General features: G+C 53.1%; 30 protein-coding genes and 1 pseudogene. 22 read left to right on the forward strand and 9 right to left on the reverse strand.

The features are described 5' to 3' along the window. Positions 1-7: 7 nt before the first annotated feature. Positions 8-364, forward strand: a complete 357-nt coding sequence (locus ACESYO_RS04965; RefSeq protein WP_330396775.1) for a HipA domain-containing protein — start codon at positions 8-10, stop codon at positions 362-364. Here ACESYO_RS04965 and ACESYO_RS04970 read toward each other — a convergent pair. From ACESYO_RS04970 to ACESYO_RS04995, 6 genes are read right to left on the reverse strand one after another with little or no spacing between them, the layout of a single operon-like run. Then, positions 265-1,134: a DUF6551 family protein gene (locus ACESYO_RS04970; protein ID WP_087233730.1), complete on the reverse strand. Its 870-nt coding sequence runs from the start codon at positions 1,132-1,134 to the stop codon at positions 265-267. The two genes, ACESYO_RS04965 and ACESYO_RS04970, sit on opposite strands and share 100 nt — an antisense overlap. Then, on the reverse strand, positions 1,134-2,087 hold the full coding sequence (locus ACESYO_RS04975) for a ParB N-terminal domain-containing protein (protein ID WP_087233733.1): 954 nt from the start codon (positions 2,085-2,087) through the stop codon (positions 1,134-1,136). The genes ACESYO_RS04970 and ACESYO_RS04975 overlap by 1 nt, the downstream gene beginning before the upstream one ends. After that, positions 2,068-2,475 carry a hypothetical protein gene (locus ACESYO_RS04980; protein ID WP_087233736.1) on the reverse strand — a complete coding sequence of 136 codons (408 nt, stop codon included), beginning with the start codon at positions 2,473-2,475 and terminating at the stop codon, positions 2,068-2,070. The genes ACESYO_RS04975 and ACESYO_RS04980 overlap by 20 nt, the downstream gene beginning before the upstream one ends. A gap of 10 nt (positions 2,476-2,485) precedes the next feature. Continuing rightward, positions 2,486-3,271, reverse strand: coding sequence for a hypothetical protein (locus ACESYO_RS04985; protein WP_195450674.1), 786 nt, complete (start codon positions 3,269-3,271; stop codon positions 2,486-2,488). After that, complete coding sequence (locus ACESYO_RS04990; RefSeq protein WP_087233739.1) at positions 3,272-5,152, reverse strand: recombinase family protein; 1,881 nt, start codon at positions 5,150-5,152, stop codon at positions 3,272-3,274. Continuing rightward, a complete protein-coding gene (locus ACESYO_RS04995; RefSeq protein WP_087233742.1) occupies positions 5,145-5,750 on the reverse strand; it encodes a recombinase family protein in 606 nt (201 codons plus the stop codon). The genes ACESYO_RS04990 and ACESYO_RS04995 overlap by 8 nt, the downstream gene beginning before the upstream one ends. A 428-nt stretch (positions 5,751-6,178) precedes the next feature. On the opposite strand from ACESYO_RS04995, the gene ACESYO_RS05000 reads away from it, so the two are divergent. Together ACESYO_RS05000 and ACESYO_RS05005 are read left to right on the forward strand one after the other, a co-directional pair. Next, a complete protein-coding gene (locus ACESYO_RS05000; RefSeq protein ID WP_373211211.1) occupies positions 6,179-6,511 on the forward strand; it encodes a hypothetical protein in 333 nt (110 codons plus the stop codon). 53 nt (positions 6,512-6,564) lie between these two features. Beyond that, the gene (locus tag ACESYO_RS05005) at positions 6,565-6,858 is read left to right on the forward strand and encodes a helix-turn-helix domain-containing protein (protein WP_087233748.1); all 294 of its coding nucleotides are present in this window, start codon (positions 6,565-6,567) and stop codon (positions 6,856-6,858) included. A gap of 41 nt (positions 6,859-6,899) precedes the next feature. On the opposite strand, the gene ACESYO_RS05010 is transcribed toward ACESYO_RS05005, so the two are convergent. Beyond that, positions 6,900-7,259, reverse strand: coding sequence for a helix-turn-helix domain-containing protein (locus tag ACESYO_RS05010; protein ID WP_087233751.1), 360 nt, complete (start codon positions 7,257-7,259; stop codon positions 6,900-6,902). A 143-nt stretch (positions 7,260-7,402) separates the two neighbouring features. Between ACESYO_RS05010 and ACESYO_RS05015 the strand changes: the two genes are divergently transcribed. The 9 genes from ACESYO_RS05015 to ACESYO_RS05055 all read left to right on the forward strand — a co-directional run bounded on the left by ACESYO_RS05015 (position 7,403) and on the right by ACESYO_RS05055 (position 12,511). Then, on the forward strand, positions 7,403-7,786 hold the full coding sequence (locus ACESYO_RS05015; RefSeq protein WP_087233754.1) for a helix-turn-helix domain-containing protein: 384 nt from the start codon (positions 7,403-7,405) through the stop codon (positions 7,784-7,786). Between the two features lie 154 nt (positions 7,787-7,940). Continuing rightward, positions 7,941-8,660, forward strand: coding sequence for a metallophosphoesterase (locus ACESYO_RS05020; protein ID WP_087233757.1), 720 nt, complete (start codon positions 7,941-7,943; stop codon positions 8,658-8,660). After that, a complete protein-coding gene (locus ACESYO_RS05025) occupies positions 8,657-9,019 on the forward strand; it encodes a hypothetical protein (protein ID WP_087233760.1) in 363 nt (120 codons plus the stop codon). The genes ACESYO_RS05020 and ACESYO_RS05025 overlap by 4 nt, the downstream gene beginning before the upstream one ends. After that, on the forward strand, positions 9,000-10,244 hold the full coding sequence (locus ACESYO_RS05030; RefSeq protein ID WP_087233762.1) for a hypothetical protein: 1,245 nt from the start codon (positions 9,000-9,002) through the stop codon (positions 10,242-10,244). Before ACESYO_RS05025 ends, ACESYO_RS05030 begins: the two co-directional genes overlap by 20 nt. Further along, entirely contained in the window at positions 10,241-10,804 is a 564-nt protein-coding gene (locus tag ACESYO_RS05035) for a metallophosphoesterase (RefSeq protein ID WP_373209445.1), read from the forward strand. The genes ACESYO_RS05030 and ACESYO_RS05035 overlap by 4 nt, the downstream gene beginning before the upstream one ends. Next, a complete protein-coding gene (locus ACESYO_RS05040) occupies positions 10,801-11,685 on the forward strand; it encodes a hypothetical protein (protein WP_373209444.1) in 885 nt (294 codons plus the stop codon). Before ACESYO_RS05035 ends, ACESYO_RS05040 begins: the two co-directional genes overlap by 4 nt. Then, positions 11,678-11,902 carry a hypothetical protein gene (locus tag ACESYO_RS05045; protein WP_373209443.1) on the forward strand — a complete coding sequence of 75 codons (225 nt, stop codon included), beginning with the start codon at positions 11,678-11,680 and terminating at the stop codon, positions 11,900-11,902. Before ACESYO_RS05040 ends, ACESYO_RS05045 begins: the two co-directional genes overlap by 8 nt. Continuing rightward, entirely contained in the window at positions 11,902-12,213 is a 312-nt protein-coding gene (locus ACESYO_RS05050; RefSeq protein ID WP_373209442.1) for a hypothetical protein, read from the forward strand. Before ACESYO_RS05045 ends, ACESYO_RS05050 begins: the two co-directional genes overlap by 1 nt. Before the next feature lie 67 nt (positions 12,214-12,280). After that, entirely contained in the window at positions 12,281-12,511 is a 231-nt protein-coding gene (locus ACESYO_RS05055) for a hypothetical protein (RefSeq protein WP_373211212.1), read from the forward strand. Between the two features lie 736 nt (positions 12,512-13,247). On the opposite strand, the gene ACESYO_RS05060 is transcribed toward ACESYO_RS05055, so the two are convergent. Further along, complete coding sequence (locus ACESYO_RS05060) at positions 13,248-13,838, reverse strand: helix-turn-helix domain-containing protein (protein ID WP_320812437.1); 591 nt, start codon at positions 13,836-13,838, stop codon at positions 13,248-13,250. Between the two features lie 221 nt (positions 13,839-14,059). Here ACESYO_RS05060 and ACESYO_RS05065 point away from each other — a divergent pair, with 221 nt between their 5' ends. The 7 genes and pseudogenes from ACESYO_RS05065 (at position 14,060) to ACESYO_RS05095 (ending at position 22,166) form a co-directional block, all read left to right on the forward strand. Then, positions 14,060-15,133 carry a mandelate racemase/muconate lactonizing enzyme family protein gene (locus tag ACESYO_RS05065; RefSeq protein ID WP_058962759.1) on the forward strand — a complete coding sequence of 358 codons (1,074 nt, stop codon included), beginning with the start codon at positions 14,060-14,062 and terminating at the stop codon, positions 15,131-15,133. 25 nt (positions 15,134-15,158) lie between these two features. Then, positions 15,159-16,328, forward strand: a complete 1,170-nt coding sequence (locus ACESYO_RS05070) for a DUF819 family protein (protein ID WP_058962758.1) — start codon at positions 15,159-15,161, stop codon at positions 16,326-16,328. A 22-nt stretch (positions 16,329-16,350) separates the two neighbouring features. Beyond that, positions 16,351-18,432, forward strand: a complete 2,082-nt coding sequence (locus tag ACESYO_RS05075; protein ID WP_058962757.1) for a CocE/NonD family hydrolase — start codon at positions 16,351-16,353, stop codon at positions 18,430-18,432. Between the two features lie 796 nt (positions 18,433-19,228). Then, a complete protein-coding gene (locus ACESYO_RS05080) occupies positions 19,229-19,615 on the forward strand; it encodes a DUF6075 family protein (RefSeq protein ID WP_058962756.1) in 387 nt (128 codons plus the stop codon). Positions 19,616-19,679: 64 nt separating this feature from the next. Further along, positions 19,680-20,600: a ParM/StbA family protein gene (locus ACESYO_RS05085; RefSeq protein ID WP_058962879.1), complete on the forward strand. Its 921-nt coding sequence runs from the start codon at positions 19,680-19,682 to the stop codon at positions 20,598-20,600. Positions 20,601-21,613: 1,013 nt separating this feature from the next. Further along, positions 21,614-21,985: pseudogene (locus ACESYO_RS05090) on the forward strand (VirB4-like conjugal transfer ATPase, CD1110 family); the annotation flags it as partial. A gap of 58 nt (positions 21,986-22,043) precedes the next feature. After that, complete coding sequence (locus tag ACESYO_RS05095; protein ID WP_132587301.1) at positions 22,044-22,166, forward strand: phosphoadenosine phosphosulfate reductase domain-containing protein; 123 nt, start codon at positions 22,044-22,046, stop codon at positions 22,164-22,166. A gap of 49 nt (positions 22,167-22,215) precedes the next feature. Here the strand turns inward: ACESYO_RS05095 and ACESYO_RS05100 are convergent, their stop codons facing one another. Continuing rightward, on the reverse strand, positions 22,216-22,572 hold the full coding sequence (locus tag ACESYO_RS05100; protein WP_058962753.1) for a helix-turn-helix domain-containing protein: 357 nt from the start codon (positions 22,570-22,572) through the stop codon (positions 22,216-22,218). 143 nt (positions 22,573-22,715) lie between these two features. Between ACESYO_RS05100 and ACESYO_RS05105 the strand changes: the two genes are divergently transcribed. The 3 genes from ACESYO_RS05105 (at position 22,716) to ACESYO_RS05115 (ending at position 24,473) form a co-directional block, all read left to right on the forward strand. Next, positions 22,716-23,060, forward strand: coding sequence for a helix-turn-helix domain-containing protein (locus tag ACESYO_RS05105; protein WP_058962752.1), 345 nt, complete (start codon positions 22,716-22,718; stop codon positions 23,058-23,060). Positions 23,061-23,266: 206 nt separating this feature from the next. Next, a complete protein-coding gene (locus ACESYO_RS05110; RefSeq protein WP_058962751.1) occupies positions 23,267-23,977 on the forward strand; it encodes a metallophosphoesterase in 711 nt (236 codons plus the stop codon). Positions 23,978-24,053: 76 nt separating this feature from the next. Then, the gene (locus tag ACESYO_RS05115) at positions 24,054-24,473 is read left to right on the forward strand and encodes a metallophosphoesterase (RefSeq protein ID WP_058962750.1); all 420 of its coding nucleotides are present in this window, start codon (positions 24,054-24,056) and stop codon (positions 24,471-24,473) included. Positions 24,474-24,649: the final 176 nt, after the last annotated feature.

Raw genomic sequence — 24,649 nt, forward strand, 5'->3', positions numbered from 1 at the left:
TCGCATAATCTGGGGCGGCTGTGGATTAGATGTCCCGGAATCCAGCCCGAAGACCTTCTCCAAGGTCGGCAGTACCTTCCAGGTCAAGCAATTTGACAGGAACGGTCGCCTCCGCATCCACTTCGCCTCCGCTATGACACTACTGAGAAAAACCGATAGAGCCTCTGCGGCGGACGGGAGCAGTTATCTGGATCTGGCGGCGTTCATCTACCCTCCGGCCATGAAATCACAAGCGGACGATTCCCTGGGGAGTCGTCCGCTTGTTTATTCCTCGGGGTTATCTCCGAAGGAGTCCTCGTTCTCCTCCTCATCCAGATCTGTATCAATGTCCAGCCCTTCACTGTTCCCCACATTCTTCTCGTAGAGCCTGGTCCACTTAAGCGGATATTTACACTTTCGGTTGTAGGCAATAAGCATGGCCTCGGCATACCCCATGGAGCCGGGCCGCCGCTCCTTGGCGGTTCTGGAGAGCAGCTTTACCGACATCTCGCCCACCTTTTCCTTGAAGTTTTCATCCTTCAGCGCATCTCCAAAGGTATGGACCAGGCGGGCAATGCCGTTGAGCATATTAGCGGAGAGAGAATTCATATCGCCCTCCCAAGTGCCCACACAGAGCCGAAGTGTCCGGTCCAGAACATGATAGCCGAACTTGTCGTAGATGCTTTCCAACGTGGACACAGCGCAAACCACCCCATAGTTTCTGACTTGGCCAATGGAAAGCGAGTAGGACTCCACCAGATCCCGGATAATGAGCTGTTTCTGATTTCCGGCTTCGATATTTGCCATGAACACCTCATAGGGCTTTAAGGGTTTCACGAACTTCATCTGATTGGCGAAGATATCCGCCTCGTGCTCATAGTTGAGATCGTCGTAGATCATGCACCAGACCGGCGTGTCCCGAGAACCGGAGGCCAGCGCGACGATCTCCACCGTGTGCTGCCCATTGAACACATAGTTGACGCCGTTTCGTCGGCTTACCTTGACCGGATTGATCTGATATAGATCAAAGTGGGCTGCCGCATTCAGTACATGCTGTTCGGATATGTTTCGCTGATACTCCTGGTTGGACACCAGATTTTTAATGGGGATCTGCTCGAAATGGACATTGGGTACAAACATGCTGAAATCAGCCATTAGGAATCCTCCTCAATTGCCGCGAGCATCTCCTGCACCTTTTCTCCCAGCGCTGTTAAGGCTGCCTGCAAGTTCTCCTTGGCTGCGGGAGAGATGGATGCGAGATGCGCCATATTTCTGGTTCGCTCGATGGAGCTCATCCAGGAGGGAATGGTGAGGGTCAGTCCAGCCACCTCCGCATCCGGATCATAGGCGGGCATCGTCTTGATGGCAGGCTGCTCCGCCGCCTGTATGCCGGGCTTAGAAGACGCCTCGGTGGAGAGGCTGCGCCGTGAATCGCTGTATCGGGCAAAGGCATAGGGATTGTTCCCGATTTTCTTACTGAGTTCCTTCAGCTCCGCAGGGGCCATCTCCGCCAGTGCCACAATGTTTTCGAAGGATATCTTGTATGTCCCCGACAGGATGTGGGGAATCAATTCCGGCGCGGTTTTTGCAATCGCATCCAGCGCCACGCTGTATTTTGCATATTTTTGGACCGTTGCTCCAGACACATGATGCTCCTTTCCCAGACGGGCGGCGGTTCGTCGACTGCTCTCTTCCTCTACCGGACGGCCTCTTCCAACTGTGGCGAGGGGATTTGGGCAGTACTGATTATAGCCGTTCTCATTCCGGTGCGCTTTCTTTTCCGCCTCATACTGCCTGCCGATCAGATACTTCTTCGTCTCCTCTGAAATGTTGCGGCGACCGAGTTGATTGGAGCAGATCCAGGCGATTGCCGCATCCCGGTTTGGAAAAACCTGTTCTTTTACGCCATAAGGGATTTTCAATTTATTGCAGATCTCGTATCGGTTATGTCCGTCTACAATGGTACCGTCCCAAACAACGATGGCCTCCCGGCAGCCCTCCATCACCAGATTCAGCTCCAGCTGCCGGTATTCCTCCCGCCGGAGAGGTCGAATCAGGTTTTTGAATTCCGGATCGATCCTGAGTTCCCTAAACCCCTTCTCTTCCATATTGCCTCCTGCGCTCCTGCGGTTTCACGGTTTGGAGGGAAAAATAGGCGACCCGGTTCACCGAATCGATCTCTCCTGTCAAATGATAATTGAACCGCAGATCGAAGCCACCGACAATCTCCGACAGATTGCTCAGCAAGGTAGAACTATAAAACTCTACGGATTGGTTGGTGTGAAAGCTGACACTGGACAATCGAACCTTATTTGCCGTTCCCCCAATCATAGGCTTGTCCGAGCCAAGAACGGCGATATAAAGTTCTTCCGGATTCACTAAAAACTGCACATAGGCAGGACTGCCCAGGCGGCGTATGGTTTTCTTGTGGATGCGGATTCGATTGCGAAATGGATCAAGGGTCAGCGAGGCTTGCGGTTGATTTTCTCGACTCATATTCTGCCTCCTATGATGGATTCTGTTCTTCGCTTCCGTCCGGTATGGGAGCCTCCGCAATAGGCGTTTCTGGCGTAGAGGCACGATCCCGAAGCCCATACACCGCATATCCTTCAAAAATATCAACCTGCATGGATTTCTGATGTTCCCGGAACGGCAGGCCAAATTGTGTTTTCCAACCTTCCGGGAACACCGGCGTCCGGGAGGCTCTGGGCTTCTCGCCATCCTTCAGAACCCGCTGGTATACTTCGGTGGCAGTCAGGTCAAATGCGATAAGCCATTCATCCTTGGCGTGGATCACCCGTCCGAGGAGCTTGTATCGATAGTCCAGATTCCATCCCATCAGAGAAAACACCTTGGCAAAGAAGATCTTGCAGGTGATTTGCTTCGGCTTTCGTCTGCCAGAGCCATTGGTACACCAGGCGCAGGCATCCCGGTCTTCTGCCTGACAGGGGCGGATCGCCAATATTTTGCTTTCCTGATTGACCAGCACCTGCACATAATCTACCTTCGGGAATCGATTCAGGCAGGCAGCGTTTACATAGAATTTATAGTTGTTAAAGGTCACGGATGGCTCATTGATATGGGCAAAGAATTCCCGGCGTACCACCTGGTAGCCCTCGTAATTGAATTCCCGCTCCGTCTCCAGAACATCATCGCCTTCATGACCTGCCTGATGAACGTCCACTTCCATCTCCGGCATGACAGGAGCAATCCCGGCCGTCTGCTCCCCTTCCAGAGAACGGAGCATCCCGGCAATCACACCACCGGGTTTTTCGCCTCTCTCCTCGCTCAATTATGGTTCCTCCTTTCCGCGCCGGTTGAATTCCTGGCGGATATAGTCTCTCAGTTCCTCAAAACCGGTCACATGGAGTTTTTGACCGGTTTCGTAAAGCTGCCCCTCTATGCGAATCTTCCAATCCTCCTCGCTCTGGTCATGAACCTGCTGGAAAGATTGCTGGTGGAGATAATACTGCGTTCCAAAAGAATGAATCCACTCCTCCGGTACGGCGCGCACCCGCTTGCCAGAGATGGAGAGCGGCTGCACAGAATCATGGGAATCCTGCTCGCCTTGCTGACCGGAGAGCAGATAAGATTTGATAAACGCCTCTGCGTCATTGAGATCGAAAATATACGCTGATTCACTTTGGCTTTGAAAGAGCCGCCCGGCAATCCGATACTTTAAATCCGGGCTCCAGCCGAACAGCTGAAACAGCGTTTCCATATAGGCCGCACCCGCAATCTCTCTGGGCTGGTATTTCCCATCCACCAGTTTGGAGAACAGGACGGCATTGCGGTTGCCTTTTTCCGCCGTGCGGACAGCAAACTTCATCTCCACTGGGTTGACCAGTAGTTCCACATGGTTGTCTTTCCCAAATGTACGAACACAAGCTGTGCTGAATTTGATCCTCTTATCCTGAAACTGAACATAAGGACGGTGGTAATTATCAAAGAACTCGCTGCGGGTAATCTCAAAACCCCTCATGTCAAAATCCCCAGGAGCCAGAGTGACACTGGAAAGAGGCGCTCTTTCTTCCGCCTGCTCATCGGGAGGATGGATACTGGCGGAAGCCTGAAAGTAATCCGCAGGTTTGAACCCGGCCCAGCGAGGGTTGATGGTTACAAAGCCTTTGAGCAGGCCGCTGTCAATCACCCGCAGCTCCGGGAGGATAGAGCGATGTCCATACTTGGAGTTGTTCAGAAGGTGCTGAACGGCAATGAAATCATCTCTGGAAACAATGCCCTCGTGGTGATTCCGGTAAAGGCTCTGGGGGCGGTCGCCCCGATTCTTCCTGGACTTGTGGTTCAGGTAGTTCGGGGTGAAGGTCTTTCGGGTCAGCACATCCCCGCAATGACGCTCATTGCGAAGAACCTGAACAATGGAATTGGAGGTCCATTTGATATTTCCCAGGTAGGTCTTACGGCCCAGCTCGGTAAGCGCCGCCGCGATGTCGCTGGTGGAGTAGCCGTACAGATACATGTAGAAGATGAGCTTCACCGTAGGCGCTTCCTCCGGGTTGACCACCAGGTTTCCATCCCCGTCGTGAGAATAGCCCAGCAGCTTGGGCGTCAAAGGCAAGCCGCCGTCCAGCCGCATCCGCAGGGAGGTTTCCATGCTCCGGCTGCGGATATGGGACTCCTCCTGCGCCATGGTGGCCTGAAAGGAAAGCGCCATCTGGGAATCATCCTTAAGGGAAAAGATACATTCGCTCTCGAAAAACACGCCCACCGGGCTGGGCAGTTCCGCCAGCATCCGGACCATGCTGATGCAGTCCACCACATTCCGGGCAAAACGGGACACGCTTTTGGTGATGATCATGTCGATTTTACCGCTGCGGCAGTCAGTCATCATGGCATTAAACTCGTCCCGATGGACGAGGGAAGTCCCACTAATGCCCTCATCGGCATAGATTTTAACCAGCGTCCAATTGGGGTGATGCAGGACGAAATCCTCATAGTATTTCTTCTGCAGCTCATAGGAGGATGTCTGCTGGACATTGTCCGTGGAAACACGGGCATACACGGCGACTCGTTGCGGAATATCGTTGTCGTAGTAGTCGATAGGCTTCTTGGCAGGGATGAATTCGTAGTTCTCCGGGTCAACCTTTGTGTTGATCCGGCGGCGGACCCGTTCCTTTCGTTCTGCAAGCCGATTGCGGGTGGCCTTGTCAATCATGCAGCATTTCCCTCCCAGGCTGGTGATCGGGGAGGATCGTCCAATCAGGACCGGGCAGAAAATACGGATCATGGAGATCCTCCCGGTAGTAGGAAGCCATTGTGTAGATATCCTCCGAAACAAAGTAAATGCCCACCGGCTTTGGCAGCGCCGCAAGAAGCCGGGCACAGAAAGAGAGCTCCGATAGTTTCTTGGAAATATTGCTTGCCTTCTGGGTGATCACCAGATCTACCTTGCCCTCATAGCAATCTTGCAGGAGTCTCGCCCATTCTGGAGCGTTTTCCATGTTCGGTGCGGTGCTTCCCTCATCCACATAGAAACCGACAAATTCCCAGTTCGGACAAAGAGCCAGCGTGTCCAAAAACTGCTTTTTGTGGGCGGAGAGATAATCCTCATAGCGGGTTTGGTTGAAGTAGCGAATGTATACCGCCACCCGGTGATGGTTTTTCGGAAGCGGGCGCTCCCGCCGAATGCCTTTTAACCAGGCACGATGCTCTGCCAAAAGCGCATTCTTTTCCGCCTCTCCTTCCAGCAGAAAATCAAAGGACGGCATGATCTCCTGCTCCATTGCTTCGCCCTTTATTGCCAGCTCTTCCATATGTGCTCCCCCTGCGAATGTTCTTACGGGCTATTATAGCGGCCACAGACTATAAATAAAATCGACCAGAGGTCAACAACTTGACTCCTGGTCGATGAACGAGAAAAAAAGATTCAGATTACAATGACTTCCGGCGAGCTGCAAACCCATTTCTACCCCAAGACGAGCCCCATTGAGTCTTCTGCACCATATATGTACGATGAAGATAGTGAGATCGCAGTATTTTGCCACTCGGCTTTATCCTATCCAGGATGTACTGCCATCCGTGCTACTCCTGAAAACGAAATGTGCATTGACATTATGTGATATAACACATATAATGAACATAGAGAGAAGGCGGTGGGTATGGAAAACTTCTCGGCAAAATACTACGAAACGACAGACGGTACTTAACCAGCTTAAAATTGCATTCTAATAGACTATTCGAAGTGGAAGGAATGGTTATCGGCATGGACAATAGCATTGAAAAAAAGCGAATTGAGGGCGAAGAAGATCTCATTTCAACGATTAAAGTGGCAACTGCGGCTCTCCCTCTTATCTTCACAATTGCAGAAAAACTATCTAAGCAACATGGATTTATCCACGATAGCGTACCTGCTCGTTTCGGGGACAAAACTGGACGATTAGTTTGGGATTACATATTATACAATGAGATTACATTTGATAGTGAGGACGGAAAAATAATTAGCCTTTTCACATCTCTTTCTGATGCAGAAACGAAGAAGCGCTGGGATGTTTTAGTCGACAAGTATGGGTTATAACATTAGACAGACATTATCGAGCGGACTACCAGCAGAGGAAGGAGGATTGACCTATGGGCAAGAATTTTCGTGAAACTCTGAATGAACAGCTCCGAGATCCCGCATTCAAAGCCGAGTGGGATGCCCTCGAACCGGAGCGTCAGATCATGAGAGCGATTCTGGAAGGGCGCGATGAACAGTCGCTGACGCAAAAGCAGCTGGCGGAAGTGACTGGTATCGCCCAGGCAGACATCAGCCGTTTCGAAAACGGAACCGGCAATCCGTCTCTCCGCACCCTGAAAAGACTGGCGGATGGCCTGGGGATGCGTCTCAAAGTGGAGTTCGTCCCCAAAAAACCAACTGCATAAGAAAAGCGGCGGGCCTTTGGAACACTCCTCGGCTCGCCGCTTTAATCGTTGTCTTCTCTTCTGGTCATGGTGGATTTCACTTCCCGGACGATTTTCAGGATGGAATCCAGTTCCTTGGGGGAGCAATCGGCCAACAGCTCGTCAAACTCACTTTGGTAGAGGCTCCGCACCTCCGGCACATCGGGCCGAAGCAGGGAGTCCGCTGACACCTGAAGCGCCTCGATGATCCGGATGAAGGACTCCAGTTTCATATTGGTCTTTCCCGTTTCAATAGCGCTGACATGAGGCAGGGAGATATTGGCCTTGGCTGCAAGATCTGCCTGGCTCATCCGCCGGCCGACTCGCGCCTCCCGAATGCGGGAGCCAATCAGCTGACGCTCGTTCAAACCATGTTCCTCCATCGGCTCCCCCCCTTTTTGAAATATATTCTCCAGTTAATCTATTTCTAAGAGTATATCAACTTGGGGTGAAATTGATATAAGGCAAAGGCGATGATATAGGCCAGACACTATAATAAGGCTACAATTTTTTTGGAGGTCTTATTATGAGTCTTGACTACAAAGCCATTGGCAAACACATCCGCGAAGCCCGTCGCCGCAACCATCTCTCCCAGGCAATGCTCGCCGAGGCGGTGGACAAAACCCCCTCTTACATCAGTTACATAGAGAGCGGCCTCAAAAGTATGAGCCTGGACACCTTTGTTCTCATCGCCAATGCCCTCGGCGTATCGCCGGAAAGGTTGTTGATGGAGCAGATCACCGACACGGAACGGTGCGCCAGTGAGGAGATCACCTTGCTCCTCTCAGATTGCACCATCTGTGAGGCTCTCATTCTGCTGGACATGATGAAAGCCTTAAAGACAGCTCTGCGAGAACACCGGGAGAAGTGCATCGATTCGGATGCTTCCGATTTTACATTCCTGCTCTGAGAAAACAATCGACCGGAAGTCATGTGCTTTGACTGCCGGTCGATTTTTGCCTGTAAAAGTGTATATGTTTTTGGGAAAGTGAATATGTTTTCGAAAAGTCCAGGATATGGGCCTCCAAAGTTGGTATAATGGAGGGCGAAAGGTGGGATAGTCCATGATCTACTACACGGGCGATATCCACGGGAACCCTCGTGAGATCGTACAGTTCTGTGACCGGCACAAGCTGACCGAGCAGGACACCCTCGTCCTTCTGGGGGATGTGGGGGCCAATTATTTCCTGAACGGGCGGGATGCCGAGATGAAGCAGCTTTTGACACAGGTGAAACCCACGCTCCTGTGCATCCACGGCAATCATGAGGTTCGCCCATCTACCCTGCCATCCTACCAGACCAAGGAATGGAACGGCGGAACGGTCTGGGTGGAGGAGACCTACCCCCGCCTGCTGTTCGCTGCTGATGGGGAGATATTTCATCTGGAGGGTCTTTGCCATCTGGTAATCGGCGGGGCTTACAGCGTGGACAAGTTTTACCGGCTGGACAGAGGATATGGCTGGTGGCCGGACGAGCAGCCTTCTCAGGAGATCAAGGAGAAGGTCATCCGGACGCTGGATGCCTGCGGCTGGCAGGTGGATACCGTTCTCTCCCACACCTGCCCCTATCGGTATGAGCCGCGGGAAGCATTCCTCCCCATGATCGACCAGAGCACCGTGGATGCCTCTACCGAGGAGTGGCTGGAGGAGATCGAGAGGAAGCTGCAATACAATCACTGGTTCTGCGGCCACTGGCATATCAACAAGCGCATCGACCGGATGCACTTCCTCTTCCACAGTGTGGAGGCGGCGCCGCAGCTCCTGTCGGGAGATAGCATACGATGACAGAGGAAGAAAAAACGGAACGGGAGGCTTGCTTTGCCGCAATCCGTGAAACCGTCCAGAGGCTCTCCCGCCTGATGGATACCGCATACCAGCAATACAGTCAATTGGTGGAACAGGTGGTGAAGGACAGGATCACCGGGGAGCAGGAGATCGAGCGGATCATGGACGGCCTTATGGACTTCGGGGATGACCAGAGATTCCTTGCTCTGTACAAGGCCCTTTGCCGCCATGTCTATGACAAACATCCTACTCTTGTGAGAGAACACATTGCTCTCTTCCGAACCCAATTTGAGGAGAGAGCGGACGAGGAAACGCAACAAGCACAAGGAGGTGAACGCCATGAAGGCACCGGAGATTAAGCACTATATCAGCTGGCTGGGCCGGGTGGGATACCGAAACATCGACTGCTCTTTCTCCTACGACGAGGCATCCTATGGGGCCATCGACCGGATCTTCCGGCTGCTCTACCGGCTGGAACCTGACCCGGAGCACAACAGCTGGGAGCTTTGGCTTCGTGCCGAGCGGGGAACCATCGAGGACTTCGGCAGTTTTGAGGATCTACGGGAGGATGGGCAGGTGGAGAGCTACGAGGAATTTGAAGCCTGGTGGCGTTCCGAGTTCCCGGAGGAGGTGGAGTGGTTCCACTTTTCCGCCGGTGAAGATCAGAAGATCGGATACCGGGCGGTATTCCTGAGCCATAACCATGTGCTGGAGGTGGACTGCCGCAAAGAGAGATCTTTCCCCCATGACATCTCCCCATTTACCTCCTGGCTGGAGGAAGCCGTGCGGGACGCCGTGCAGGCGGTGGAGGATGGCAGCTATCCGAAGCTGGTGGAGCGGAATCTGCCCGTCTGGCATCGGACGGGAACCGTCCTGCGCCGGGATCTGTGGAAGGTCTTTCCCGAATGGAAAGAGAAGTTCTTCCAGAATATCTCCCGGCAGGAGGTGGATGAGTTTCTTGCCTCGGCGGCAGGCTATCCCCTGGAAGCAAACAGAAGACTCCCGTCCATGACCGCAAACGACTTCTATCATGCCTGCGCTCTGGGCTACCGGGCCATGGGATATGCCGGAACGGAGAAACCGGACAAGGAGCAGTACCTTCTCCACGCGGATGGGCGGGACGAGGGCCTGTCCAAATTGGACGGGAATTCCCCCGATGCCTTTGATCGCTGGCTGAAAGAGCGGCCACGCATCGGCCACCCCTGGGAGGTATGCCGGGGCGGCAACAGCACCCACATCGACTGCATCGTGTGCCGGGATGAGCATGGTTACTATCTGGCGGTGGCCGGTCTTGCGGAGACCCGGACGGTGGAGGCCATCCACTTCTTCCTCGCACTCCATCGGGCAGACATTCCCGTATGTATCCGCAATGCTGAGGAATTGAAGGCCCGCCTGACCGGAGAGGAGCCCATCGGCATCGTGCCGGAAGGAGTTCTTCCCGCCTACTGCCACGCCTGGTTCCCAGGCGAGCGTATCGTCGATTTTATGAATCTGCCCCTTGAGCGCCGGGACGAACTTGCAAACTACTGCCGGTGGCAGCCAATCCCGGTTCCCCGGTTGAAGAAGGACGGTGAATCCCCATGATTTTCTTTACCTCTGACCTGCATCTCGGTCACGAGAACTGCATCCGGCTTTGCAACCGGCCCTTCTCCAGCATTGAGGAGATGGACGAAACCCTCATCGAAAACTGGAACCGCAAGGTCACAGGGAAGGATACCGTCTATATCCTCGGCGACCTCATCTACCGGAGCAAAAAGCCGCCGGAGGAATACCTGCGGCGGCTGCGGGGAAAGAAGCATCTCATCCTTGGGAATCACGACCGGGGATGGGTCCAGAATTGTCAGACGGAGCGATTCTTTGAAAGCGTGAGCAATCTGCTGTATATCACGGACGGAAAGCGGCAGTACACCCTCTGCCACTACCCCATGATGTCCTGGCCGCATATCATGCGGTGCTACATGGTCTTTGGTCACATCCACGGAAATACCGATGCGGACTACTGGCCGCTCATTCAGGCAAACGAGCGGATGCTGAATGCCGGGGTGGATGTCAATCGCTTCGAGCCGGTCACCTTCGAGGAGATGGAAGCCAACAATCTCCTGCATAAAGGCCAGCAGAAAGCGGAACCGGAGGTGCAGCCGTGAAAAGAAGAAAGGGATTTTATGAGGCGGAACCTCTGGCCAGTTCCATCGCTCGTCGAGACTGGCAGCACACGCTGGAGCGAGCCGAGGAAAGCGGCCTGCCACTCCAATCCCGAAAGGGGAACACAGGACTGCTGTTTCCGGCAAGAATCCTTGCCCCCGTTTGGGAGGAAGGACTGCGGCATATCATTCTGGCGGCGATTCGGTACAGTATGGGACGGCACACCTATATGCCCAGCATCGCTGTGGATTTCACCTGCCGGAATCTGAGCTGCCTGGACGAGAGCACCCGTTCCGCCGCTGCGGCGGAGATTCAATATCATCTGAACCGATATGGAGAACAGGAGCCATATCCCCGGCTGTGGAACAGTCTCAGCCGACTGCTCATATCTGAAGAAATCGGACAAGAGGACAGGAGGAAGGAAACAATGCCGATTTTACAATCACTGGAAAGCATGGAGCGCATCTCACGTCAGGCGCTGGCAGCTGATCTGGATGCCGTGTTGGAACGGGTAAGCCGTGAAAACATCGGGCTGGTGATCACCGATGAAGGGAAGGATGATCTTGTCCTCTGTCCGGCCTCCTGGTTCGATTTCGACTATGTGGATGACTTTGGCTGTGTCATCAACTGCGCCCTCCGCTATGCCATGCGAACGGAAGATGAGGAGAGCGAAGCGGTCGTCCGATATGCCCGATGTCACTACCGCCTGTTCGATGAAAAGACGCTGTCGGTGGCCGTGGCCGATCTGGAGCGGGAACTGGAAGAACCGATGGAACCTCTCAAGAAACCGCAGGGCTGGAAAGAGCTTCTGGAACTGTTTCAGCAACGGCTTACTGAACTGCGACAGGAAGATTCAGAAGGAGAGGAAAAATCCAATGGATGAGAAGAAATACGAAATTGTGGAGATTCAAGTGGATGCGGATGTGTTGGAAGAACTGAAAACAGTGATTGCACCACTTGGCCTGACACCGGAAATGCTGATCGTGCGTTTCTTTGAATTCTGTACCGATCCTGCCACGCAGGAAGAGGCCGTTTCGCTGCTTCTGAAATGGAAAGCTGAGTTGGAAGCTGAAGGGTGGAACCCCGAAGGTATACGCTGATGCTGTCCAAGAAAACTTTCTGCGAAGCCCTGCGGAAGATCCAAGCCCAGAGGGAAAGAGACGCGCAATTCAGCGAGGCGCTCAACCTGGTGGGCGATGGTCATTTCGTTTTTGAGGGCGGGCCGCAGCTTCTTTCCGCCTTACTGAATGTGTTGGAGGAAGCGGTCAACGACAAGTACGACTACATCAGCTGGTGGATTTACGATGCCGCTCCGGACTATGAGGTCTGGACCGAAGACGAAAAAACCAAATGGTGTCTGAAGGAGCCGGAAGCCCTATATGATTTCATCCGGGATGAATGTCAGGGCTAAGCGGCGGCTCCTTCTCACATCGGAACCTTGGTGTTGAGAAATGAAACATTACCATAATGAAGATTATATGTTGCAGTTATCCCCTGAAGACAGGGAAAGATTTGAGCAGATTTTTCTTGCTCTTTGTATCCGAGAATCCCAGGAAAAAAGCCGTGGGGGAAGTATACCAATCAATTATTACAGGCTGAGTAATGAACACCTTTTTCCCGATATGCCGCAGGATGAAGATACCCTTGAGGGAAAAGAAGGGCTGGCGCTATTCACCGATGGCTGTCAGAAGCCGAAGAAGCATGAATAGACAGATATCTTTTTTGGTCTTACACTCCATGTTGTCTTAACAAAAAAGATATAAGACCGAAAAACCCCGTAAACAAGCCGTTTACGGGGTTTTTTCGTGCCCAAAATTAGGCCCCAGTTTGAAAGATATTTTTCGCCCATTTTGGGCATTGGTGAGGAGTTGAACTAACGACTACCGATTTTGCGACTAATTTTGACTGGTTTGGAGCGTTTTTTTCCGATTTTGACCCGGCGAAATTGTAAACAAATTATGAATTTTTTGAAATAGTCACAAGTGACGACTCAGTACCACCTGATTAGTCCCCGATCCCCCCCTTTTTTGAGAAAATATATTGTAGAAAAATTCGGCTTAATTTTGTTTATGATGCCGAAAATTCAAGTTTTTGCGTCTGTATTGGATTTGTCCAAACAGGCGCTTTTTTATTTTCCGAAGTCATCATCATATCTGGGCAGAAATCCCTCTTTACACCCAGGGGAAGGTGCGTCTATTTTGCCCATGAAGCACGGTGCGCTACTTCCCCCCCTCTCATACTCTCCCCCCAAGTAACACTTACCTACTGGGAAGAAGATATCAATGCTTACCAAATGCACTCTTTCAGCCCCGGCAATGCAACTACACTATTCATCTCATTTTCTTCCCATTTACGAGAAAAAGGCCACCTTCCGGTGACCTTTTTCGACAGTCTGAAGTACAGGCAATTGGCTGTACTTTCTTTTTGGTATTCCTATGCGAAGATTTAGGTTTCGCCACCGCGGTTGAGGGTGCGCCGGTTGTTGGGAAACCAAATGGCCGGAGTGAACACCGCCAGCCCCACCGCTGTGGTATCCCCAGGGTTGGAAACGATGTGGGGCAGGTTGGACTGCACCACCGTGGTATCCCCGGCGTTCAAGCGGATGGTTTCGGACTCCACCAGTACATCCAGCTGCCCTTGTTCCAGCAGCAGGATTTCTTCACTGGGATGGATCACCGGCAGGTCGCCGTCCTTGCAGTAGGGCTCCAGTTCAAAGCGTATGACCAACGACTGAGGTACAAAATCCCCGTTGGGCATGGGGGTGAGCAGATGATACCGTATATTGGAGTTGGGCTGGGAGAGGATCATCATATCCGCCTGACGGGTCGTCAGGCCAGTGCTGCTCTCACCACCCATGAACAGATAGGTGGGGATGTCCAGAGCGGCGCTGAGTTTGCGCAGGGTGGACAGGGACGGGTCGGTGAGATTGCGCTCGATTTGGGAGATATACCCGATGGACAAACCAGTCTTTTCGGCCAGTTCCTTGAGGGTGATTCCCCGCTTTTTCCGAATATTTCGAACCTGTTCGCCCAGCATAAAACCTCCCGCTTTTTCGTAAAAAATTTATTTACAGTATATCACAAAATATCCTGTACGTAAATAAGCGAGAAAATATTCGATATTTATAAAATTTTTACAAAGAAAATCAGATGATTTCTTGCTTATTCTCTGAAAAATGTGAAAAAAGAGGAAAGCTCTTGACAAAAATTTTAGAAATAGTAAAATTGTATAAAATTTTACTGTGCAGGAGGCATCCCATGAAAATTACAGATGTTAAGGTGGAAACCATTCACATCCCTATGAAAAAGCCCTTCCGTATTGCCTTTGCGGTACAGGACCATTCGGTGAACGTGCTGGTGAAGATCACCACCGACGAAGGCCTGTGGGGCATCGGTGAGGCCGCGCCCTTTGAACCGGTGACCGGCGAGAGCGCGGCCACCGTTCTGGAAGCGCTGAAACTGTTCCGCACCGGATTGATCGGCATGGATCCGCTGGATGTTGAGGGCATCCATTGCATGATGGACCGCCTGCTGTCAGGCAACACCTCGGCAAAGGCCGCAGTGGATATTGCCCTGTACGATATCAAGGGCAAGCTGATGGGTCAGCCTCTGTACAAGGTGCTGGGCGGCAGTGTGAACCAGATCGTCACTGACATGACGGTGGGCATTGACACACCGGAAGCCATGGCCGCCGAAGCTCGGGAACGGGTGGAGAAGGACGGTTTCACCATTCTGAAAATCAAAGCCGGCATCAACCCGGCAGAGGACATCCAGGCATTGACCCTGATCCGCCAGGCGGTGGGCCCCAACATCCGCCTGCGTGTGGACGCCAACCAGGGTTACACTGTCAGCGATGCGGTGCGCACCCTGAAAGCCTTTGAACAGGTGGGCGTGGAAGCGGTGGAACAGTGCCTGCCCAGCTGGGATCTGGACGGTATGCGCTTTGTGCGTTCCAAGGTGGACCTGAAGGTCATGCTGGATGAGTCGGTCCACTCTCCCATTGACGCAGCGAAAGCCTGCAAGATCGATGCTGCAGACATCATCAACATCAAGCTGATGAAGTGCGGCGGCCTGTACCCGGCGGAAAAGATCAACGCCATTGCCGAGGCGAACCATGTACAGTGCATGGTGGGCTGCATGCTGGAGACCAAGGTAGCCATTGCCGCCGGTGTGAGTCTGGTCGCTGCCAAGCAGAACATCACTGAGGCGGACTGCGACAGCTTTATGTACGCCGTGGACCCCGAGATGGGCATGCCCGGTGGTTTTGCCGTGAACGGCGGCGTCTACACCCTGTCCGACAAACCGGGCCTTGGCATCGATATTGATTTTTAAGCGGGACCCCGCAGAGAGGTACATTATGCCGAATACAATTTTTTCCTCCGAAGGCGCGCTCCTGTTCATCATGGTCGCCACGGTCGCCCTGGGATTCTGGCTGCAGCGGTTCAAGGCGTTCAAAACGCTGGGCCCGGCCCTGACGGTTATCGTCATGGGCATCGTGATGTCCAACCTGCGGATCGTGCCCACCTCCAGCGCTACCTATGATGCCATCAGCAGCTACTGCGTGCCGCTGTCCGTTTCCATCTGCCTGCTGAGCCTGGACCTGAAACAGATGCGCAAGCTGTCCAAAGAGCCGGTCATTGCGCTGGCATCGGCAGTGTTCAGCGTCTGCGTGGCGGCCCTGGTGTTCGGCGTACTGTTCGCCGGCAAGATCGACGAAGGCTGGAAGGTGGCCGGCATGTTCGTGGGCACCTACACCGGCGGCAGCTCCAACCTGACCGCCATCGCCGTGGGCCTGGAGGCCAGCAAGACCACCATCGCCTCGGCCAACGCCGCCGACTATGTGGTGGGCATTCCCACACTGATCCTGATGTTCGCCGCCCCCGCCCTGTACAAGAATTCCAAACGGCTGAAAAAGTTGTGGCCCTATGAAATGAGCGAGCCGGAACTGCTGGGCGACGGCGACCACGAGGAACTGATGGCCTCCAAGGAATGGTCCATCCAGGAAATCGCCTGGCTGCTGGCCATCGGCTTCGGCACCGTGTGGGCCGCCACCGGCATCTCCTCGGTAGTATTCGGGGAAGGATTCCGCAGCGCGGGCCGCATCCTGCTCATCACCACCTTCTCCATCATCCTGGCACAGGTACCTGCCATCCGCAAGCTGCGCGGCAACTTTGACCTGGGCCTCTTTGTGGCGCTGCTGTTCCTGGTGACCATCGGCTTTGCGGTGGACCTGCAGCAGTTCTTCGGCTCCACCTTCTACATCACCCTGTTCTGCTTCTGCGTCATCGCCTGTTCCATCCTGCTGCACCTGCTCATCACCCGGTTGCTGAAAGTCCGCTTTGAGTATGTGCTGCTGTCCATCGTAGGCTGCATCTCAGATGGCCCCACCGCTGCCCTCATCGCCTCCAGCGCCCAGTGGAAGACCCTTATCAACATCGGTCTGCTCATGGGCGTACTGGCCGGTGCCCTGGGCAACTATGTGGGCATCGGTGTAGCCTATGCCATCCGTGCCTTGATCGGCGCCTGACCGGAAAACGGGAGAAACGGAAATGCGTAATTTTGACTTATATGTTTCGGGCATCCTGTACGGCAGGCTGCGCCTGGGCGACGGCACACCCCAGATCCAGAAACTGGATGTGCACACCGGCGCGCTGCTGGACTGGCAGGACCTGACCGACCAGGACCGGGATTTTTACCGTTCCTTTGTAAAGATGGACTTTGCCGCCCTGGGGCAGAACCTGTCCCGCTACGAGGCGGGCCTGCAGGGTACCGGGGAAGTTTCCCTGTGCGGCGAGCGCTACACCAGCGAAGACGGCTGTAGCTACCTGCAGCGGGATGTAAAATTCCCCAACAACAAACAGATGAAAGAAGGGCGGCTGATCGCCGTCACCTGCCCTGCCCGGGAGATGGTCACGGTGCTGGTGGAACCCGGTGCCGAGGAGGAGACCATTCTGCGCCTGTGGCGCTCGACCTGGCCGGAGGAACAGCTGTTCCCGGTAGAGCATGCGGGGACATTCCCGGTGCCCATGCGGGACGGGGTACATCTTTCCACCGACGTATACCTGCCCAAAGGCTGCAGTGCCCCGGTGCCTGCAGTGCTGGTACGCACTCCCTACGGCAAGGAGGACGGCTGTGAGGTCTACTACCGCTACGTCCAGCACGGCTACGCGGTGGTGGTACAGGATGTACGCGGCCGCAACGCCAGTGAAGGCGAATGGCTGCCCAACTACCACGAAGTGGAGGACGGCGACGATACTCTGAACTGGATCGCCTCCCAGCCCTGGTGCAGCGGACGCATCGGCATGGTGGGCGGGTCCTACCTGGGTTATGTACAGTGGGCGGCCGCTGCCAGCGGCAACCCCCACCTGAAAGCTCTGATCAGCGTGGTCTGCGCGGGCAGCTCCTTTGTGGATCTGCCCCGCCGGGGCGGGTCTTTCACCTCGGGCATGCTGGCCTGGGCCTTTGCGGTGTCTCAGAAAACCTTCCACCCCGAGCTGATGGAGCGCGACGACTGGGAGGAAGTGCTGAACATTCGCCCCCTGACCGACCTGCCCAAAAAGGCCCTGGGATACGATGTGCCCTTCATCACCCGGTGGCTGGAACCCAGTGACTACAACGATTTCTGGCGTCGGTCCAATTGGCAGGAGCGTTCCGTCGGGGCGCAGATCCCGGCGCTGATTCAGTCCGGCTGGTTTGACGACAACGGTATGGGCACCACCGAAGCCCTGGAACTGGTCCACGACTTCCCTCGGGGCATGCGCAAGGTTGTTCTGGGGCCCTGGCAGCACAGCGGCAACAGCAAGTACGATATGCACGGGGTATCCTTCGGCAGCCAGGCGCTGCGCTTTGATCTGGACTGGCTGTATTTCCGCTGGTTCGAGCATCACCTCAAGGAAGTGGACAACGGCATCGACCAGACTGCCCCGGTGGAATACTACACCCTGGGCCAGGAGGTATGGAAGACTGCCGAAAACTGGCCGGTGCCCGAGACACGGGTCACCCACCTGTATCTGGACAGCGACGGCCACGCCAACACCTCCGCCGGGGACGGGCGGCTGACCTTTGCCAGGCCGGAGCAGGAGAACAGCGACGGCTACGCCTATGACCCCGAGCATCCATCCCAGCACATCATCGATATGTCGGAGAACGAGATCGAGGTGCCGGAGGACTACACCCAGGAGGAACTGCGCCAGGACCTGCTGTGCTACACCTCCCCCGTGCTGGAGGAGGACCTGGTCCTGACCGGCGATATGACGGCGGAGCTGTACATCTCTTCCGACGCGCCGGACACCGACTTTGTGGTGCGTGTTACCGACGTGGACGAGAATGGCCGTTCCATCAAGCTGGCGGACGGCCTGCTCAGCGCCCGCTATCGCAACGGCTTTGCCCGGTCGGAGTTTTTGCAGGAAGGCGAGATCGTCTGCCTGAAGATCCGTACCACCAAGCTGTCCAACTGCTTCCGGAAAGGCCACCGCATCCGGGTGACCGTCACCTCCAGCGCCAAGAATTTCATCTTCCCCAACAGCAACACACGGGAAGGTTTTGCTTCCGCCCGGACCGTGGTGGCCCATAACCGGGTATATCACGGTGGGCTGCACGCCTCCCGCCTGACGGTGCGGGTGGAGCCCTGAGTCATTGATGTTTCTCCCTGTCAGCAGAAGCGAAATATCCCTCAAGCGACCTGTTCCGGGGTGGGTGCGCCACATAAAATCCTGAATCCGTACCCATCCAGACCGAGCCTTGGGCGTTGTTCCTGGTGCAATTTTGATACCACGCCGCCGCCCTCCCGGCGGGACCGGGCGCGGCGTTTTTGTATAACGAAAACCACTCGCTGGGCGAGTGGTTCCAAAGAAGACTATTATGCTGATAGTCGGAGCAATAGTATTGATTGCAGGAATTGGCGCACTCTCATATCAATCGCAAGAAGTCCGAGGCTTACTGCTATTCTTTGGCGGCTTAGGTTTGTTGATAGTTCTTGCCGCTCTATTAGTAACTCCTTTGTGCTTACTGATAGTGAAGTATTTCAAAAAACATATATGACTCAGCCCCCCTGCAGCAGGAACTATTTGTTGGGATGAGTTTCTGCAACTTACCATCGTTTTAAGCGTCTGTATTGGATTTATCCAAACAGACGCTTTTTTATATTTCCCGAAAACATCTTCATACCTGGGCAGAAATTCCTCGTCACACCCAGGGGGAAGTGCGCCTTTTCCTGCTTTTGAAACAGGGGACGTTGCTCCCCCCCTCTCACACTCTCCCCCCAAGATACACTTACCTACTGGGAAGAAGATATCAATGCCTACGGAATGCGCTCTTACAGCCCCAGCCAGCCCAAGCAAGCGATGCAAACATCAATGCTGAAATGGGAGTCATCGTCTTTCCCAGCCGGTGATTTCCTTGAACAAACGAACCAGAAGGAGGAACGAAATGTCCATCAAATTCAAAAATAAGGAACACGAGAAATTCTATGAGCAGTGCCTTGGCCGGACCGGCAGCCTTGATCCCTACCACAAGGCGTTTTTCTACACCATGGGCATCAGCGGCGAGACCAGGAAGCACATTAAGGACGTCTTCAACTTCCGGGAGGATGCCATCCGGCCGGAGGGCATGAACAAAGGCTGGCAGACCAGCGGCAGCAGTTGCCTGACCCGCTTGGCGTTCAACCTCTGGAACGGGTGGAACGCGGATGGCTGCGCGACGCCTTACGATCTGTTCACCACTTCGGATGTAACCTACATGTTGGAAGCGGTTCGGCTTCGGTACCCGGAGTACTGCAAGGAACCCCAGGTCCCCAGTATGAGTCGGGCCAGATAAGATGGGACGGGGCCGAAAGAAAAAACTCAGAAATAAAGGCAAATGCCAGAAAGGACTTGAAAGCATGATCATTGGCATTGACCATGGGTACTACGCAATTAAAACCAAGAATTTCTCGTTCCCAGCCGGTGTGACAGCGTATACCCATGAACCTTATACCCTGAAAAACACCCTCCAGATCGGCGGCAAATACTTTGTCTGTGGCACTGGCCGGCAGCCTATCCTGCGTGACAAGACCGTCAACGACAACTACTACATTCTGACCCTGGCCGCCATTGCCATGGAACTTCGCTACAGGGGCCTTCCGGCAGAGAGTTCAGTAACCCTGGCGGCAGGACTCCCTCTAGCACGGTATGGCCGTGACAAGAAGCCGTTCACCGAATATCTGCTGCGCAATGGTCAGCCGGTCAACTTCCTGTTCGAAGGGGAACGCTACAAAGTCAAAATCGAAAGCGTGAAACTGTTCCCCCAGGGCTACTCCGCCATCGCTATTCATCCTGAGCTAGTGAAGGATGAGCCGTCTGTGCTCCTCATGGACATCGGCGGATGGACGGTGGATCTTATGCGACTGGACAACAACGTCCCTAATGCAGCCACCTGCCGCAGTCTGGAACTTGGCATGATCCGCTGCATGGATGAGATCCAGGAGCAGGTTCGTCGGGATACCGGCCTGTCTGTTACGGACGCCCAGGTGGAACGGATCCTTGCCGGCAAGCCCTGTAGCATGGATGAGGAGGCACGAAAGCTGATTCAGCGGCAGGGCCGGCTCTACACTGAGCGACTCATTTCGGCGGCAATGGAAGCAGGGTTTGACCTGCGAACTCTGCCCGTGATTCTGATGGGAGGAGGTGCCGCGACCGTCATGCGCAACGTGAGCGAACGTGACGGCCTTTGTCGGGCTTTTCTGATCGGGGACGATAAGGTGAACGCCGAGGGCTATGAACGGATTTTGGGCCAAATGTCGGGCCGTGAGGAACAGCGATGAAAAGGCAGCAATTCCTCTTCCGGCCTAACCCTCATTCGGATCTTCACCAGCGTGCCTGGGCGTATCTCCAGACCTGCCCTACTGGCCAGAAAAACGACTACATAGCGTGGGCCATCATACGCCTTGAATCGCAGAAAGAGTTTGAAAATATCCTGCGCGAAATCCTGAAAGAACCAGAGGCGGTTCCCCATGAATCAGTTCGTGCTCACAGGTCGTCAGCAGCATCCACAATCCCAGGAGAAATGCACCGTATATTTATCAGCATAGACAAAACCATGAAATGCCGCTGTGCAGGGAGAAACTCGCTGACGAAGGAAAAGCCAAGTAAACCAAAAGGTGGAACGGATGCTTATATACTCCGAAAATATGGAAAGTCCAAGCAAGTAAGGTAGATAAATGGATTTATTATCGCTCCCGTAGCATACTGCAAGCACAAAAGCCCTATGTGCCACAGACCATCCATCAATCAATTTACCCCCGAGGGCAGACGCAAGATACACGACATGCTCTGTAAAGAGGAATATGCGGATGTTCTGTTTGAACTTGGAACCAGCATCTCACCCTCGCGGAGCGTGGAATACTGCGATAACCGTCTGGCGAGATTTGTGGCCTCCAAAGGAAAGTGTGAAATCACGGGGAAATTATTATCCGCGGAAGAAGTACACTGCCATCATTTTCTGCCGAGGCATTTAGGCGGAACAGACCAGTACTCAAACTTGCGTATAGTCCATGTGGATGTGCACAGGCTTATCCATTCGACCACACCAGAAAGTATTCAGTACTACCTGCGAAAAACAGATTGCTTTAAGAAACCCTGTCTTGATAAAATCAACCGTTGGCGTTCAAGCGCCAATCTTCCCGCCATTACGTTATAAAAAACAAACAAAATCCTTACTTTGAAAGTGACTACATTAACAATGAAAAACTTATCCCATGGAACGCCGTGTGCAGTGAAAGCTGCTTGCACGGTGTGGACCGGGGCGAAAGACTCGAAAGAGTCTGACCTATCGGTATTGCTGTTCCGCTATCAGTACAGCGCCGACTTTTTCTACAAACTTTGGAAGCGGATCCGCAAGTACAACGGTCTCGTGACCGGCTTGACCCAGAACGTGGATGAGATCCTGCGTTCCGATACCGCCCGCCTTATGCTGGCAAACTCGGAGTTCCTCATCCTGCTGAATCAGTCGCCCACCGACCGGGAGGAACTGGCGCACCTGCTGCACATCTCGGATACCCAGCTTGGCTATATCACCAATGTGGCTGCAGGCTGCGGGCTGATCCGCTGTGCCGGCAACATCGTCCCCTTTGAAAACAGCTTCCCCCGGAACACCCAGCTGTACAAGCTCATGACGACCAAGCCGGACGAAGCAATCCGAGGAATGTGACGATGGTGCTTGAGAAGGAGGTGGCGTTGCCGCAAGAGAAGTTTATACTGTTGCATCGCTGTCGGGCGGAAAAGACTCGACAGCGATGCTTCTTCGTCTCGTAGAAGAAAACCGTCCCATCGATGAGATCCTGTACTGCGATACCGGGTGGGAGTTCCCTCAGATGACTCCTGGTTTATAAACAAGAAAAAAGGTGCGTACCGTTTTGCTCGGTACGCGCTTTCACATACTTATTCAGGATCCCTTTGGAGCATCGTTGCTCGAAGTTCACGGACGATTCTCAATATGGCTTCCAGTTCTTTTGGGGAGCAGTCAGCCAATAATTCGTCAAACTGGCTTTGATAAATTCCTCTTGTTTCCGGTGTGTCCGGACGAAGGATCGAATCGGCTGAGACTTGGAGTGCTTCAATGATCCGAATGAAAGAATGCAGCTTCATGCTACACCTTCCGTTTTCGATTGTGCTGATTTGTGGAAGGGAGATTCCGGCTTTATCAGCCAGCTCAGCCTGGCTCATTCGACGCTTAACGCGAGCCTCACGGATGCGAGAACCAATCAGCTGACTCTCTGTAGGACTTAATTCTGCCATTGGCTCCCTCCCCCTTACAGTATATGCTACAAGCTATCTGTTTGATAGAATATATCAATCGGGGGCAAAATTGATATAAAGTAAAGGCTATAATATATCCTGCAAACTATAATAAGGCTACATTTTTTTAAGGAGGCCTTGTTATGAGTCTGAATTACAACGAAATTGGCAAAAACATCCGTGAGGTCCGCAAAGAAAATGGGCTGTCACAGGCGATGCTTTCTGAACTGGTTGAAAAATCCCCTTCATACATCAGTTACATAGAGACCGGCGCAAAAAGTATGAGCCTTAACACATTTGTTATGATTGCAAACGCTCTGGGAGTCACTGCCGACAGATTGTTGATGGAGCAGCTCGACGAAAAGAATGACATCACCAGCAGTCAAGTGGCAGCTCTCTTGGCAGATTGCTCTGCTTTTGAAGATGGTGTCATCATTGACACGATCAAGGCTCTAAAGCATTCCATGAGAGAGCGTCGAAAGAGATGACAGGAATGCTTGCTCTCTATTCTACTGAAACCAACTGAGAAAGCAATCGACCGAGAGTCAGAAGCATGACTTTCGGTCGTTTTTATAGTCGCACATGGGGTGATAGATGATGTGTATATGTTTTTCTGAGGAATGTATATATTTTTGAGGTGATACGGCTGTCAGGCTAAGGTTCTGATATAATAGGTACAGAAGGAGGCTGTTCAATGGTTTATTACATGGGAGATATCCACGGAAATCCGCTTCCTGCTGTTTTTGCTTGCAGGCAGATGAACATGACTCACGAAGACACTTTGGTTCTTTTGGGCGACGTTGGAGCTAATTACTATGGCGATGAACGTGACGCCCGTACAAAGAAGTCTCTTGCAAAATTAGGGCCGAAAATTCTCTGCATCCATGGCAACCACGAAATGCGCCCAGAGAGTATTACATCATATTCCTCTAAAGTATGGCGGGGAGGAAAGGTTTGGTATGAGCCAGAACGCCCCAGCCTACTTTTTGCTGCGGATGGCGAAATGTTTGACCTTGAAGGAATCAAGCATCTCACCATAGGCGGTGCCTATAGTGTGGACAAACAATACCGGCTGGAAAGAGGATATGGTTGGTGGGCTGACGAGCAGCCTTCGGAAAAAATCAAAGCGAAGGTGGCACAGACCCTGGACCAGGTCGATTGGAAAGTTGATGTTGTTCTCTCGCATACCTGTCCCTTCCGGTATGAACCGCGCGAGGCATTTCTTCCTTTTATTGATCAGTCCACAGTGGATGACTCGACCGAAAAGTGGCTCGATACTATCGAGGAGAAGCTCGCATATCAGTATTGGTTTTGTGGTCACTGGCACATTGAGAAGCACATCGATAAGATGAGGTTCCTCTTTCATAATGTCGAACTGTCTCCTCTGTCAGAGCCCTATAAATGAGTTGACATAGTTTTCCACGAAAGAGCAATTTGGTGTTGATAATTAGATACTGTCTATAAGGAGGTGGTGTGACCCAATGACTTATGTTCTTTCAGATATCCACGGGAATAGTCGGCGGTTTCAATCTATCCTCTCTCAGATCGATCTACAACCTGAAGACACTCTTTACATCCTTGGTGATATCATTGACCGGTTCCCGGATGGTGGGCGGCTGCTCCGGCAAATAATGAAGATGTCGAATGTTAAAGTGCTTCTTGGCAACCACGAGTTGATGATGCTGGATGCGCTTCGGCCTGAAAAACCTGCGGAGATGTTGTCTACCAGAAATCTGTGGCTTTGGTATGATAATGGAGGGGAAGTAACTCACCGTTATCTCAAACATCTGCGGAAAACAGATCGGACATCTCTGCTGGAGTATGTTGCTTCGCTTCCGTTGTTTTTTGACGTTGAGGTAAACGGGAGAAAGTATAAACTATCCGACCATAACAGTTCATAATCCGGGAACTGCCGAAGATGTTCTGCAAACACCCGCTGGACTTCATCAAGTTCCTTTTTTTCAACTTCTGTGTAGATCATAGCTTTCTGCCTCCCAAATTCATTTTAGTGTATCCAATTTTTACAGCCAATTGCGAAGTGCTGGCAGACACAGTATAATAAAAAATCAAGGCAGCG

Origin of the sequence: Allofournierella massiliensis (genome assembly GCF_964241245.1) — a bacterium.
Lineage (GTDB): Bacteria > Bacillota > Clostridia > Oscillospirales > Ruminococcaceae > Allofournierella > Allofournierella massiliensis.